The sequence below is a fragment of the Clostridium arbusti SL206 genome, from assembly GCF_000246895.1.
GTDB classification, from domain to species: Bacteria; Bacillota; Clostridia; order Clostridiales; family Clostridiaceae; genus Clostridium_I; species Clostridium_I arbusti.
The window spans coordinates 1-13,897 of sequence record NZ_BAEV01000006.1; the positions used below are offsets into that span (position 1 = coordinate 1).

Annotated in this window: 11 protein-coding genes and 1 riboswitch; of the genes, 2 read left to right on the forward strand and 9 right to left on the reverse strand. The window is 31.2% G+C overall.

Annotated features, from left to right (window positions below; translation table 11 throughout):
- Nucleotides 1-6: 6 nt before the first annotated feature.
- From RH99_RS02105 to RH99_RS02125, 5 genes are all read right to left on the reverse strand, one after another.
- Entirely contained in the window at nt 7-1,095 is a 1,089-nt protein-coding gene (locus RH99_RS02105) for an amidase domain-containing protein (RefSeq protein WP_010233540.1), read from the reverse strand.
- A gap of 182 nt (nt 1,096-1,277) precedes the next feature.
- On the reverse strand, nt 1,278-2,204 hold the full coding sequence (locus RH99_RS02110; RefSeq protein ID WP_010233541.1) for a M15 family metallopeptidase: 927 nt from the start codon (nt 2,202-2,204) through the stop codon (nt 1,278-1,280).
- A 576-nt stretch (nt 2,205-2,780) separates the two neighbouring features.
- Complete coding sequence (locus RH99_RS02115; RefSeq protein ID WP_010233542.1) at nt 2,781-3,707, reverse strand: DUF2935 domain-containing protein; 927 nt, start codon at nt 3,705-3,707, stop codon at nt 2,781-2,783.
- Between the two features lie 82 nt (nt 3,708-3,789).
- Nucleotides 3,790-5,358 carry an FAD-dependent oxidoreductase gene (locus RH99_RS02120; RefSeq protein ID WP_010233543.1) on the reverse strand — a complete coding sequence of 523 codons (1,569 nt, stop codon included), beginning with the start codon at nt 5,356-5,358 and terminating at the stop codon, nt 3,790-3,792.
- 438 nt (nt 5,359-5,796) lie between these two features.
- A complete protein-coding gene (locus RH99_RS02125) occupies nt 5,797-7,035 on the reverse strand; it encodes an MFS transporter (protein ID WP_010233544.1) in 1,239 nt (412 codons plus the stop codon).
- Nucleotides 7,036-7,352: 317 nt separating this feature from the next.
- A riboswitch (Lysine riboswitch) is annotated at nt 7,353-7,523 on the forward strand.
- A 95-nt stretch (nt 7,524-7,618) separates the two neighbouring features.
- Between RH99_RS02125 and asd the strand changes: the two genes are divergently transcribed.
- Together asd and RH99_RS02135 are read left to right on the forward strand one after the other, a co-directional pair.
- Nucleotides 7,619-8,698: an aspartate-semialdehyde dehydrogenase gene (gene asd / locus RH99_RS02130; RefSeq protein ID WP_010233545.1), complete on the forward strand. Its 1,080-nt coding sequence runs from the start codon at nt 7,619-7,621 to the stop codon at nt 8,696-8,698.
- A 381-nt stretch (nt 8,699-9,079) separates the two neighbouring features.
- Nucleotides 9,080-10,183, forward strand: coding sequence for a stage II sporulation protein P (locus RH99_RS02135; RefSeq protein WP_010233546.1), 1,104 nt, complete (start codon nt 9,080-9,082; stop codon nt 10,181-10,183).
- Nucleotides 10,184-10,232: 49 nt separating this feature from the next.
- Here the strand turns inward: RH99_RS02135 and RH99_RS02140 are convergent, their stop codons facing one another.
- The 4 genes from RH99_RS02140 to RH99_RS02155 form a co-directional block, all read right to left on the reverse strand.
- Nucleotides 10,233-10,772 (reverse strand): DUF1697 domain-containing protein, encoded by a 540-nt coding sequence (locus RH99_RS02140; RefSeq protein WP_010233547.1) that lies wholly within the window; start codon nt 10,770-10,772, stop codon nt 10,233-10,235.
- A gap of 101 nt (nt 10,773-10,873) precedes the next feature.
- The gene (locus RH99_RS02145; RefSeq protein ID WP_010233548.1) at nt 10,874-11,323 is read right to left on the reverse strand and encodes a hypothetical protein; all 450 of its coding nucleotides are present in this window, start codon (nt 11,321-11,323) and stop codon (nt 10,874-10,876) included.
- Nucleotides 11,324-11,416: 93 nt separating this feature from the next.
- Nucleotides 11,417-11,605 (reverse strand): hypothetical protein, encoded by a 189-nt coding sequence (locus RH99_RS02150; RefSeq protein WP_010233549.1) that lies wholly within the window; start codon nt 11,603-11,605, stop codon nt 11,417-11,419.
- A gap of 273 nt (nt 11,606-11,878) precedes the next feature.
- Nucleotides 11,879-13,873: an oxidoreductase gene (locus RH99_RS02155; RefSeq protein ID WP_010233550.1), complete on the reverse strand. Its 1,995-nt coding sequence runs from the start codon at nt 13,871-13,873 to the stop codon at nt 11,879-11,881.
- Between the last annotated feature and the right edge of the window lie 24 nt (nt 13,874-13,897).

Here is a 13,897-nt window from a genome sequence, read left to right on the forward strand (position 1 = left end):
CTTGCTTCAATGATTAACATGTATTAGCCAGAATTTAATTTTTTTATTACTCCATCCTAAATCCCAAGGCACATTGTTTCTATCTGCATTATGACAGGTTACTAGAGAGTATCCTTTTGAATCAGCACCAGTTACTACAGATATATGTGTTATATCTCCTTTTTTTTCATAGGCTACAAAGTCACCAGGTAACAGCTTATAGGAAGCTTTATATACTTTTTCATAACTTCCATGGGCAATTACAGATGCCCTGCCACTTCCAACCCAATAATTTTTGAATTTATCTGCATTTAACCAAGGTCCTGTAGCACCTTTGCCATCATAATTCCATGCTCCATTTTTCTTGAACTTTGCTCCTTCAAATAGAATTTGAGAGGCAAAATTAGCACAATTTCCACCTTGTGGATTATAGTCCCTATACTTTTTATTATATTTAAACCCATATTTTTCTTCACTGGCTGCACCGCAGTATCTGTTAGCGTAGTCAATAGCTGCTTTTCTTCTATCCTCTATATTAGATAAATCTCTAATAGGCTGTGAAATTATATACTGCTTTATATCATCAGCTTTTATATTATCTAGATTCAAAGAATCAGCAAAAGGATCTTTATACCATTCCTTTGTAATTACCCATTCTCCATCTCTGTTTTCAATATTTAAAATATGATAGGTTCCCATTCTAGAAGTATTTACAACATCTGGAGCATTTTCATATACATATTTATACTCCGCTGAACATAAGAAATTAGCTGAATACTTTCCATCAGTTCCTCTAATTCTCCTCATTACAACCTTCGGAGTTATTGCTGTAAACTTAATTCCCTGTTTTTCTGCCCAATTATGAATATATTTTGATTTTTTAACTTCATATTCATAGGCCCAAGTTCCATATTTGGTATTCATATCATATATAGACTGTATATATTCTAAATCTTTATCTATTATTGCTTTATTTCTTTTTTGAAATATTTCCTCTATAGCTTTAGTAACTTCTTCTTTTTCAGTAGTATCACCTTCTACTACTGCACTAGCTGTACTGATTGGAAGAAATACTAAGCAAGCCACTAACACTAAAAGCCTTGATATACACTTCATAAGCTACTACTCCTTTTCTCAGTTTATTTATCTATAAGTCATGGTAAATAACTAGTCAGTATACTAGTCTATTTTGACTTGCTATTTATTTTCACATGCCTAATTGAAGTTTGCCTATTATAGTGTTTTTAGTATTCCCAATAAATCATAAATTTCCTCTGTAAATTTAATCTAAAAATGTGCTATTTTAAAGCATTTTCAATTTTTTCAATGAAATTTTTAGCATTACCTTCTTCTGTTGGTACTCCTTCATACCAAGGCTTATTAGCTTCATGTTTTTTATTAAAATATTTAGCCTTTAATATGATTTCAGGTCTGTATTCAAAATGAAGTATGTCAAAATGGCCCCATTTTCCACCCCAGACAAAATTATTTTTTTCAAATACATCTACTACTTCTTTTGAGTAGGATAAAAGTCTTGTTTCTCCCTGTTCTCTAGTTGCCCACTTCCAATAATCTCTTTTATCACTGGCTAAATCTATTGCAGTACCAAAGGCATGAGGACTTAATCTTCCTGTTCCAGCAATTATTCTATAATTAAAAGTACCACTGCATGGAGATAGAAAACTAGAGATTTTTCCGTTTTCCTTAGCCATTTGTGTAAGCTCTTTAAAGGCATTTCCTAAGGATTCCCCTGCTTTATTATTTTTATTAAATTGAAATGAACCATAGTTTGTGTGTACCATCATAAGATTTTTTTCTATCTGTTGTCTTGATCCCCCGTATATATCTTTAGTAAATTCATATACTCTAGAACGACCTGGGTCAAAATTCGTGTCCATAAGTTTTGTAACGGCTCCTAATGGATAGACTTGTTCTAGCATATCTTGTAAATCAGGATTATTTAATTTTTCTTCAGAACTCTTCTCTCTTTTATCATCATAAAGTATCTTTTTCCCTGATTTCATAACTAAATATACGTTTCCATTGCTGTCTTTAGATACAGTATCCACATATTCTGGATAGGCTAGCATTATACTTAAGAGATCTTGCTTCATAGTTAAATTATAATTAGATTCTTCTGAGTTTTCGCTTATAGCTTTTGGATTACAACTTATAGTATTAAAAATAAACAATGCTGTAATTAAAAATGTAATTATCTTTTTCATGATTTTCACCCTTTATATATTTTTTTGATATTTATATATATTAATTCTTAACTGTGAGAAATTAAAATAAGAATTCTGTAAATACTTAGATTAACATTGAGAAACTATAATAAATCAAACTGACCTCCGAGATAAATTCATAAATTTTTGAATTAGGCATGTGAAAATAAATAGTAAGTCAAAGATGCGACGAATATTTTGAATCCAACAAGGAAGCAGGTTCCGAAGATAGTTGGGCTATCTGAGGGTTCTGCTGACGCAGTAGGATTCAAAATATGCTAGCATACTGACTAGTTATTTATTTGAATATGCCTTATACTCTTATTTAAAGGAAACTTTTATTATTATATTTTTAGCATTAAATCTTAGGAGTATGTACAACAAATTTTAACAGTAGATTTTAATAAACGATAATTGTTTAATAAGGAAACAAGTTAAATTTATATTTTATTCTATAACAATTATAAAATCTCCAGCATAATATGTTAACCTATCATTGAAAAGCACAACCAATTCAATGAGGTAGGAAACATATATGCTAGAGATTTCTAATATATAAAGTATAAGTATAAAATCTTATGCAGTTTTTTCAAATATCTTTAATAAACGCAAATAGTGATTTGCTTCACGTAAAGTATGGTCACCTAATAATGGTATTATTATGGACTTGATTTTGCACTCTATCAATCCTTGTGTACCTTGTGCTTTAAATTTACTTATTTCTGTAGTGGCTTTAAGACTTTCATCTGTAACTTTTGAAATCGGTATTGTCTTATCCATAGCTTCTTTTGCTTCTTTTGTCAATTCATCAAACTCATTTCCAAAGTTATTTGCAGTATTTATGAGTTCGTTCTCAGTTGGATCAAGAAGTCCACGAATAAATTTTGAATGTTCTGCCATAATTCTGTTCCAAAATGCTTCTTGTTCATAAGCCTCTCGTTCCAAATTTATTTCTTCACGATTTTGCAATCTTTGAACCATGGAAAAGTAGAACTTTGCTTCTCTTATAATATGGTCTATAAGTAACGGATAATTATTTGTAAACAGCTTGCAGGATATAACATCTGACAATATTCTAGTCTTAAACTGCAACAAAGAATTAACTAAACCCTGTGATCTTTCATTAAGTACATATACTCTTCGTTCAAGAACAGTGTTATCTCCTGTTAAACCGTTACCCATTAAACCTTTTTCTGCTTCTGTCAAACCAATTGCAATATTTATTCCTGTAAAATATGATGAAGCCATTTCAGCTTTTAGTGTAAAAGGTGTTATTACTTCACCAGACTGTAACACGCTAGGACTAACAACACCATTAGAAAGTGATATAACATCTGCTAAGAATCTATCAAAAGCTCTTCTAAAGATATCTGCTTCATGAATAAGCCTTGAATTCTTCTGTGTAAAACCTGCTTGTAGAAAAAATGAATGTTCTTTCATAATTCGTGCGAAAAAAAGATGCAATTCAAGAGACTGTCGTATAAAATTAATACTTGATAACATAATTTACCTCTCTTAATATATTATTAACTGCTATTTATTAATATATTAACTAGAAATATAAAATGTTACTATTCAGCAATATTTAAAGTATATTTGCATCTTTTTTATTTGGCCATTCACCTCTATGCTTCAAAGGATTAAATGCAGGACCTTCCACATTACTGCCATCATAGCTGAATCTAGAACCATGACAAGGACAGTCCCAAGTTTTTTCTGCTTCATTCCATACCAATTCACAGCCTAAATGTGTACAAGTTATATCAACCATATGCAAATCACCTTGTTCATCACGATAGGCTCCAACCCGCTCACCATCAACACTAATTACTTTAGCTTCACCAATATTAATTTTCGCATCTTTAGGTACTGGAGCGGTTTTACCCTTTATTAGTTCTTCTGCCACATCTACGTTTTCACATACCAATTTAGCACCTGAGGCAGCTATATCGAATCTAGATGGATTATATACAGGTGACCAAGGGCTTTCTCCTTTTGTAATTAAATCTGTCAATATGTTTGCAGCCGCTGTACTATTAGTCATTCCCCACTTACCAAAGCCTGTAGCCACAAATATATTGGAAGTATTGGATGTACAATAGCCTACATAGGGAATATCATCTACAGTCATACAATCCTGCGTAGACCATCTATACAATATTTCCTGTAAGTCAAAAGATTCTCTAGCGAAATCACCTAGATCTTTATAATGTATATTTGTTTGTCTTTCGCTACCTGTTTTATGCTTTCCTCCACCAACGAGAACAATTTCACCATCTTTATATCTTTGGGAACGAAGAGAATGAACTGGATCTTCTGCCGTTATAAACATACCTTCCGGAAACTTTTCCTTAATCTTAACTCCAAGTACATAAGACCTTTCCGCATAAAGCCTTGCAAAATACATTGATCTACCGTCATAACAAGGAAAATGAGAAGCAATAATGACTTTAGCTGCAGTTACCTTTTTTCCATCCTCCGTTACTACTGTACATTTTTCTCCATCTTTAATATCTACAACTTTAGTGGATTCAAAAATTTCACTTCCCTCACCTGGTATTTCTTTGGCTATTGAAAGCAAATATTTTAGAGGATGAAATTGAGCCTGGTTATCAAATTTAACAGCAGCCTTTATATTAAAAGGTAATGGAATATTATCTTCGTAGGATGCCTTTATTCCAAAGCTTGAAGCAGCTTTTACCTCTTTTTCAATTTTTTCTATGTAATCCTCAGATTGAGTGTATACGTAAGCAGGACGCCAATAAAAATCACAATCAATATTCTTTTCTTTTACAAGATTTGCAATAAAGTGAATAGCTGATTCATTAGCTTCTGCATACTGCCTTGCTTTCTCTTCTCCAAATTTAGATATTATTTTATTATAAATTAAATTGTGCTGTGAAGTTATTTTTGCAGTTGTATGACCTGTTGTTCCGTGAGCAATTCTGTTAGCTTCTAGTACAGCTACCTTTAAGCCTTTGTTTTTTAAAAGAAATGCCGAAGTTAATCCAACTATCCCACCACCAACTATGGCAACATCAACATTTATATCCTCTTTTAAAGTGGGATATTCTATTCCCTTTGTAGATGCAATCCAATATGGTTCATGGATACTAGAAAAAACATCTAAATTATGCGACTGAGTATCTTCCATTTGTATCCTCCACAATTAAGTTTTTTTACTTTATTATTTGTTTAAATATCATAGTTTATACTTCACAATTTCTACCCTATTCTTTTACAAAAGAATTCCCGACTCTGAGATATATTACAAGTGAGTATTACAGCAGCTTGTCATAGTATAAAAATCTAATACATAATCAACTAGCTTAATCAAGCTTTCAGTGTAAATAGATTTCATTAAATTTTACTTTATATACCTTTCTCCATGATTTTCAGCTTAGATACATTGAATTCAATGAATTAAGTGTATAGTTTTTCCTTAAAGCAATAATTTATGCTTAACTAAAAATTGTATAAAAGTATTTTACATGTAAGAAAATATAAAAATAAATATATTTTAAAAAGGTGAGAAGTTAATGAACAAATTAAAAATGCTAGATGGTATTTTTACCTTGTTTTAATGCAGAAATCATAATGAAAGCTTACTTAATTTTTCTGCCGACCTTTTTTTAGTGTATACAATTAATCCGTAATTTAACAGCAACAAAAAAGTAGTAAATAAAAATACATGTGCAAATCCAAAATGTGCTGAAATTTGGCTTCCTATTATGGGTCCAAACACAAGACCTGAATATTGCGCTGCTTGATTATATCCAAATATAGTACCTGAAATTTCAATAGAGGATGTTTTCTTAAGCATTGTGGCTATAGCTGGCATAATACCCGCTTGGGTAATCCCAAGTATAAACCTTAAAACCATCAGTTCCCAAGGATTTCTTACGAATATCATGGGTATAAACATGATAGCTGAGCATATAATTGAAATACGCAAAACTTTAAAATAGCTACCCCTATCACCAATCTTACCAATTTTTGCTGCAGATATTAGAATTCCAAATCCAGTAGCTGACATAACTATCCCAGAATAAAGACTACTATGTGTACCACTTATATGACTCATACTCAATAATTGTCTTACATATAAAGATACAATGGGTTCTATTGACTGATTTGAAGTATTTATTATGCAGGTAGATATTAATAGTACAAATATAAAATACTTTGATTCCACCTTATCCCATATTGATTGCTTTTTCTCATTTACTTTACTAACTTTTGTCTCATTTAATTTAAGTTCACTTTTTTTCTCTACTAAAAATAATTTAACAACTAAAAAAGACATAAATAAAAACCCTGCAGTTATAAAGAAAACAACTCTTATTCCCACAAGTTCATCTAGATATCCACCTACAATAGGTCCTAGCAGCATACCGGCCATGCTGGCTGTAGTAAGCATGGCTAAGGCCCAGCCTGTGTTTTTACTTGGTGTTTCTTTTGCAACAAGAGATATGGCTGAAGGATTAAAACCTGAAATTAGGCCTTGGAGTATACGAAAAAAAATAAGCATATAAACATTAGTAGCAAAGGCTGTTCCAAAACTCACTATGGATAAACCCATTGCAGTACACATCATAACTAATTTTCTTCCTCTTCTGTCAGAAAGTTTTCCCCAAATTGGTGACATCAATGCGGCAACTAAAAATGTTACGGCAAAAGCTATACCTGATAATTGTTCAACTGAATTTACATTTTTAACACCTAGGCTTTCTATGTAAAAAGCTAAAAAAGGTACAACTAAGCTCATCCCCATGGATGTATTAAAAGTACCTATGGCACAAACCAACAAATTTTTCTTCCAAACTTTCACAAAATCACTTCCTAATACAAAAAATATCTACACCCATTTAAGGCACATTCAAATAAATGGATTAATACATAATAAAAGGCCCTCGATTCCAAGACTTTTATGCCTTTACATCGAGAGTCATAAACTTGTATTTCAAACAAGTTTTACTCTTACTATAATAACTTTCTATTAAATGTAGTAACTTACTATAAATAATATACTTCTGTACTTATATTGTCAATGTAGAATGTATATTACTATATTGGTATAAAATATTTTAAAATTAATATTTGATTAATTTCAACTCTTGGTGTACAATAATACACATAACAAAATAATTTCGAGATAGAGGCGCGATGTTTAAGAGTACCCTTACTGAGCTAAGCACTATGAAGTATTGGAAAAGGAATCATCGCCGAAGTAAATAGTTAATGCTTTAAAACTATATTACTGGTTTTGCATATAATATATGTACGACTGTCACATTTTTGTGGAGCGCTATCCTGAGCGAGTTTTATTCTTTTTAATTTGTGTGAATAGAAGAGCCTGGGTTTTAGCCTTGGCTTTTATTTTTTAATAAAATTTATTCTGGAGGGATTTTATAATGAACAAAAAATTAAGAGTAGGATTACTTGGAGGTACTGGCCTTGTTGGTCAAAGATTTGTAACCCTTCTTAACAATCATCCATATTTCGATGTTAAATGTGTTGCAGCAAGCAAACGCTCTGCTGGTAAAAAATATTCTGAAGCTGTAAAAAACAGATGGAAAATGAGTGTACCTATGCCTGAATATATTAAAGATTTCGTTGTAAAGGACATTTATGAAATAGATGAAATTGCTAATGAAGTAGATTTTGTATTTTGTGCAGTGGATATGCCTAAAGATGAAATAAAAAAAGTAGAAGAAACCTACGCAAAACATGAAATACCTGTAATATCAAATAATTCTGCTCATAGATTTACTGAAGATGTTCCTGTTGTTATCCCTGAAATAAACTCAGATCATCTTAAAATAATTGAGAAACAAAAAGAAAGACTTGGAACAAAAAGAGGATTTATCGCAGCGAAACCAAATTGTTCAATCCAAAGTTACGTTCCTGCAATAAGTGCACTTTTAGAGTATAAGCCTACTAAAATACTTGTTTGCACTTACCAAGCAATATCAGGCAGTGGAAAAACATTTAATGAATTCCCTGAAATCCTTGATAATGTTATTCCTTATATTCCTGGTGAAGAAGATAAAAGTGAAAAAGAACCCTTAAAAGTATGGGGTCATATTGAAGATGATAAAATAGTTTGTGCTGAAAATCCTAAAATAACTTCTCAGTGCATAAGAGTTCCTGTAGCTGATGGACATCTTGCTGCTGTATTTGTTTCCTTTGAAAAAAAACCTTCAAAAGAAGCTATGCTTGAACACTTTAAAAACTTCAAGGGAAAGCCTCAGATTTTAGAGCTTCCTACAGCCCCTGAAAACTTCTTGACTTATTTTGAAGATGACTTCAGGCCTCAACCAAGACTTGATAGAGAACTTGAAAAAGGAATGGGAGTAAGCATTGGAAGACTTAGAGAAGATACTGTATTTGACTATAAATTTGTATGTCTTTCTCACAATGCACTACGTGGTGCAGCAGGTGGAGCACTTTTAACTGCTGAACTTCTATATAGAGAAGGTTATTTAGACTAAGATAAATTTTGATTTTTTCATATAAGGAAAAATTGCAATGCATAAGGAGATTTTTCTCCAGTGCATTGCAATTTTTTTTATACTCGAATATCTTTTGTTGTATAAGGCACATTCAAATAAATAACTAGTCAGTATGCTAGCCTATTTTGAATTCTACTGCGTCAGCAGAACCCTCTGATAGCACCACTATCATCAGGACCTGTTTCCTTGTATAATTCAAAATAGACGTCGCATCTTTGACTTGTTATTTATTTTCACATGCCTAAATTATAAATGCAAAGCTTATTAAACTATTGATTATAGATAAATATACACTAAAATATTTTTAAGTAATAAATTCACATTATTTTTCATAACCTTTAATATTGGGAGGTACTGTGGATGATTAATAGAAAGGCAAACAGTCGGACAAGTAGTTTTATGCTAATTCTAGGCATTACCATAATTATATTTTCCATTTATCTATTTTTTAGTTTCTTTAATATGCAAAAGACTCAAGAAAAGCTAACTGCTGACAAAGGAAATATGCTATATATACAGTTAGTTAACCACGTAATGCCTGTAGTAAAAATTACAAGTTTTGATGAATCAGATATGGCAGAAAGTACCTTTTCTTTAAAAAGTGGACTGTTAAACTACATTGGAATAAATTTAAATAAACCTGATCAAATTTTAAAAAGAGAGATATCTTATTTTAAAACAGATTATAATTCTGCAGACTCCAATAGTACTAATAATATAAATATAAGTAATTTCCACTTGAAGGATAGTGATATAACTAAAAATACTGCTAACAGTAGTTCAGATAATAATGCTAACAATGTTCCTAATGAAATCAATCAAGTATATAATCCTAAGCTAAAGAAAACTCTAGATAATTCAAAACCTGAAATACTTATATATCATTCTCATACAACTGAAAGCTACGGAACTTATGGACAAGATAATCTTGATCCTGCAAAAAATGTATGTGCTGTTGGAGATGAACTTGCTAAAACTCTTTCAAATGATTATGGTATTTCAGTAATACACGACACAACTATTCATAATGTTGCAGCTTACAATAGCAGTTATAAGAGATCAAGAGAAACTCTAAATAAATATTTAAGTAAATATGGTGATTTTAAAATGATAATTGACATACATAGAGACTCAAATCCCAATAAAGATAGTGTTACTACTAATATAAACGGACAAAATCTAGGTAAATTCTGGTTTGTTATGGCAAAAAACAATCCTCACTTTGATAAAAATATTTCCATGGTAAATTCTTTATTGAATATAGCTAAAAAAGAGTTTCCACAGTTAATTATTAATGATGGAATATATCCTTATGGTCATGGATCTGGTGCATTTAATCAAGATAAAAGTAATAATGCACTTTTGATAGAAATGGGTTCTGTTTCAAATAATCTTGATGAATCAAAGGGAACATCAAAATATATCGCAAGAATGATTGCAGAGTACTTAAATACTAAACAATAACTAGCTACATTAGAATAATTTTAAATTTTTTATTTTATAGACGTATAAGTCATTTATTTGCTATCCCAAATAAACGGTTTACTGTTTTCCAATTTCTTGTGGTGGCAATGGTTTTAAGCTTTTTTTCAAATATGGCATTGGTTAACTTTGTTCTTCCATAACCATTAGGGCAATATAAATAAATTTCTTTAGAGATGATTAAATATTTTTCATTTTCTTCTTTCTTTAAATATATTCCTCTCAATGCATTTTTATCTGGTATACTTTCTAAGAAAGTAATATGTAACTTATCAATCTCAACATTACTTTCTTTAATAAATGGATTGCTATTAATAATATTTTCCATTTCATCCTTAGTACGAATAAGTACTTTTACAGTAAATCCAAAATCTTCATTTATCTTCTTTTTAATACTGCAAGCTAATTCTTTAGTATCTATAACATCATAGTCAAAAACCACATTGCCACTTTGAATATATGTTTTTACATTTTTAAATTGCAGTGCTTGAAAACTATCTACTAGTTCATTCATTCTTATACGATTTTTTCCGCTAACATTGATACCTCTTAATAAAGCTATATATTTCATTGATTTATACCCCCTTGTTTACAAAATCAATCTTCTTTTAGTATCTTTATATAATTCGCTTTTATAGAAAAATGTGACACAAGTAAAAACAATCGATAAAATTACTTTACATTCCTTAACTCAATCGTTTGTATCTTTCCATCGAGGTTTATATTAACTTTTATTATTTCATTCTTGATTTCTATTGCTCCTCCTATAGCGCTGGATTTAAGCACGTATGTCTTTTGATTTGGAGGGTGATCTTTATCAAAGTCATCAGCTAACTTTCCACCTCCAACACTACTTTCATAAGATATTTCTAAATGTTTTACTGAAAATAAATCTGATAAATTTTTCCTATAGGTTACCGTTAATGTATTATTAGAATTAGATTCGTATTCAGTTTTGTTATTCTTTTCAGTAAATATACTTGTCCCATTCGCCTTATATTCAACAGTCCAAAATTCATTTTCTCCTTTATAAATATAGTTATGTTTAATAACTTCTTTGTTTGAGCAACCTGTAAGTATCAATAGCATTATTACAATCATAATACTGGTTGTTTTTATCAACTTATATCTCCTCCAATAAAATTTATAATGGTATCGTAATAATCTAAATCTAATTCCTTCTAAATTACTCTTATGAAATAAAATAAGAATAAACTACTTAAATTTTTCTGGATTGGCTACTCTCATAGATAAAATATAACCACACTTTGTACAAATATCTGAAACTATTTCTGAACCCATAGAAAATGTTTTATCTATGGGAAACATTTTTCCTTGTGAAATTTGTTTTCCTTTACCAATTTCTTTACAACCACAAATTGGACACTCACTATTTCCTTCCATGATATTACCCTCCCATTTTTGACGAACAATATATTACTAATTCATACTAACAATTTCTCATTCAACTTTAGCTTATATATCAATATTATAATATAGCATATTGATTATCAACCAGTAATTACAATAATATGAAATTACATCTATTATATTTCTATAATGAAAATCAAAACTAAGAAGAGAGATACAAATTACTACATTTGGCTCTCTCTTTTATAAGGCAATAATTAACTATTATATATTCATTTTCAAATGTTACTTTACATGTTATTTTAATTATATACCTGAAGCAATTTCATAGGCATCCCAAATAGCATACATAATATTTGAAACTTTACGTGAATCGCCAAGTAAATATATCTCTGATATTTCATTCTTTAAATCATTGTATATTGACTTTTCAGAATTATATCCTACTGCTAATATAACGCTATCGCATTCAATAAACTTTGAATCCGTCCCATTTTTATTTACTGTTACTCCATTTTCGGAAGCTTCAGTTACAGTAGAAGATGTTAAAACATCAACACCATTGAATGGAACAAGCCTCTCCAGCATTCCCCTATTAGCTGGACAAGATGGTGCATTTACTGCAAGAAGTTTATTTAATGCCTCTACAACTGTTACACTAATACCTTTTTTAGCTAGCCAAAGTGAAATTTCACATCCAACAAGACCACCACCTACAACAACGGTTTTATTTCCTGGCTTGACTTTTCCATTAAGCACATCTGCAGCTGCAAAAACATTTTTATTATTACCAAGATCAAATATCTTTGGTGTAGACCCAGTGGCAACTATTACTGCATCTGCATTATATTTTTTAGTTTCTTCAGAAGTCATTTCTTTATTTAAATGTATTTCAACATTAAGTGAGTCAAGCTCCTGCTCATACCATCTAATTAGTGCATGGTCATCTTCCTTAAAGTTTGGCATTCCACCAGGAATCAAATTTCCACCAAGTCTATTCCCCTTTTCATAAATAACTGGTTCATGTCCTCTAAGTGCAAGTACCCTTGCAGCTTCACAACCTGCAACTCCTCCACCTATAATTAAAATTTTCTTTTTCCTTAATGCAGGTACAAGTTTCGCTACATTTTCACGACAAGCCTCTGGATTCACCGCACAATTAAGAGACACATAGGTAAACATACGACCAAGGCATCCCTCATGACATGAAAGACAAGGGCGAATAGATTCTACTTTTTCAGCTCTTAATTTATTAACATAATAAGCATCTGCTAAAAGTGGACGTCCAAGACTTACAATATCACATGCTCCATCCTTTACTGCCTTGGATGCCATATCCGGATTATCCATTCTCCCCGCACAAATAACTGGTACATCTACATTTTCCTTAAGTATTTTAGCATAAGGTATGTATAAGCCTTTTTTCTGATACATTGGAGGATGATTCCACCACCATGAGTCATAAGTTCCGATATCAACATCAAGAGCATCATAACCATAACTCACAAGAAGCTTAGCAGCTTTAATACCTTCTTCAATATCACGACCCTTTTCTTCAAATTCTTCTCCTGGTAAAGCTCCTTCTTTCCAATCCTTTACAAAACTTTTTAATGTATAACGTAAAGTAACCGGGAAATCTGGTCCACAAGTTTTTTTTATCTCTTCCACCACTTCACGTGCATAACGTAATCTATTTTCAAGAGATCCACCATATTCATCAGTTCTTTGATTATAGAAGGAAGTGGCAAATTGATCCATTAGATAACCTTCATGTACTGCATGTATTTGTACTCCATCAAAGCCCGCATTTTTTGCAATGGCGGCAGCTTTACCAAACATTTTAACTATATGCTTAATTTCATCCACAGTTATTTCACGACAGGTTACATCAGTCCATACATTTTTTATAGGTGATGGTGCTACAGTTTCAACTTTATAGGGGGTGTACATTACTCTTCCAAATCCACCACCTAATTGTAAAAATATTTTTGAATCATAAGCATGAATACTTTCTACCATTTCTCTTGAAGTTCTCAAAAATTGTGTTGGATTTTGTGTTGCACAGGGAAAACCTGTTCCAATATGATTCTCAACTACATTATCTACCTGAGTAACCCCTGTAATAATGAGGCCTGTACCACCTTTAGCACGTTCAGTATAATAGTCTATACCATTCTGATTAAATCCACCTTGAGAATCCCCTAATCCCATTGGACCCATTGGTGCCATGGCAAATCTATTTTTGATTTCTAACTTTCCAATTTTTACAGTTTCAAATAGAATTTTATGCTCTTTTTTCAATTTCATTCCTCCTCATAAGTGTGT